We start from the raw sequence: 892 nt of genomic DNA, 5'->3' as shown, positions 1-892 counted from the left end.
AAGTCAAATCAAACTTCGCCGTTGTGGTATTGAGCTTCAGGGGACTCAAGCTTAAGCCCGAAAGTTTCAAGGGTGGTATAGGTGCATTCTGAAGAACGAACATTACTTGAAAAAGCGGCGTGTGGCTTAGGTTCCTTTCTGGTTGTAGTTCCTCTACCAGTTTCTCAAAAGGCAAGTCTTGATGTGCATAAGCCCCTAAGGCTACCTCACGTACCTGAGTCAGGAATTTTTGGAAACTGGGATTATCTGATAGTTCAGTGCGAATTACCAAAGTGTTTACAAAGAATCCAATCAGTCCCTCAGTCTCGGTTCTGTTACGGTTAGCAATTGGGGTACCGACCATAATGTCGTCCTGCTTCGTGTAGCGGTGCAGTAAGACTTTAAATGCCGCTAGTAGAGTCATGAATAAAGTTACCCCCTCTTGCTGGCTCAGAGTCTTGAGGCCTTCAGATAAGGCTTTGGGTAACACTAGAGGCTCGCTTGCACCCTGAAATGTTTGAACTGCTGGTCGGTTATAGTCTGTTGGTAGTTCTAGTACCTGTGGAGCACCAGCTAGTTGCTGCTTCCAGTAAGCTAACTGCGTTTCTAGTACCTCTCCCTGTAGCCACTGCCTCTGCCAATATGCAAAATCTGTATACTGAATGGGCAATTCTGGCAGTGGTGACAGCTTACCAGCAGAAAAGGCTTCGTAAAGCACTGCTATTTCTCGAACCAACACTCCAGTAGACCAGCCATCGGAAACGATGTGGTGCATTGTTAAAAGTAGCACATTTTCCTTTTCGTCTAACCGCAGCAAAGTAGCTCGTAGCAGTGGACCTTGGCTGAGATCGAAGGGTCGCTGTGCCTCCTCACTTGCTAATCGCATAGTCTCTGCCTCTCGTTCGACCTCGGA

At 47.2% G+C, this 892-nt stretch carries 1 protein-coding gene; it reads right to left on the bottom strand.

Going from position 1 to position 892, the window contains the following annotated elements; all coding sequences use genetic code 11:
* The coding region (locus ACM0OY_RS40490) for a condensation domain-containing protein (RefSeq protein WP_414574316.1) at positions 1 to 892 on the bottom strand (892 nt) is incomplete at both ends.

Origin of the sequence: Nostoc sp. CCY 9925, assembly GCF_963920935.1 — a bacterium.
GTDB lineage: Bacteria > Cyanobacteriota > Cyanobacteriia > Cyanobacteriales > Nostocaceae > Nostoc.
The sequence above is the reverse complement of the archived record's forward strand: the minus strand, read 5'-3'. Positions and strand labels throughout refer to the sequence as shown.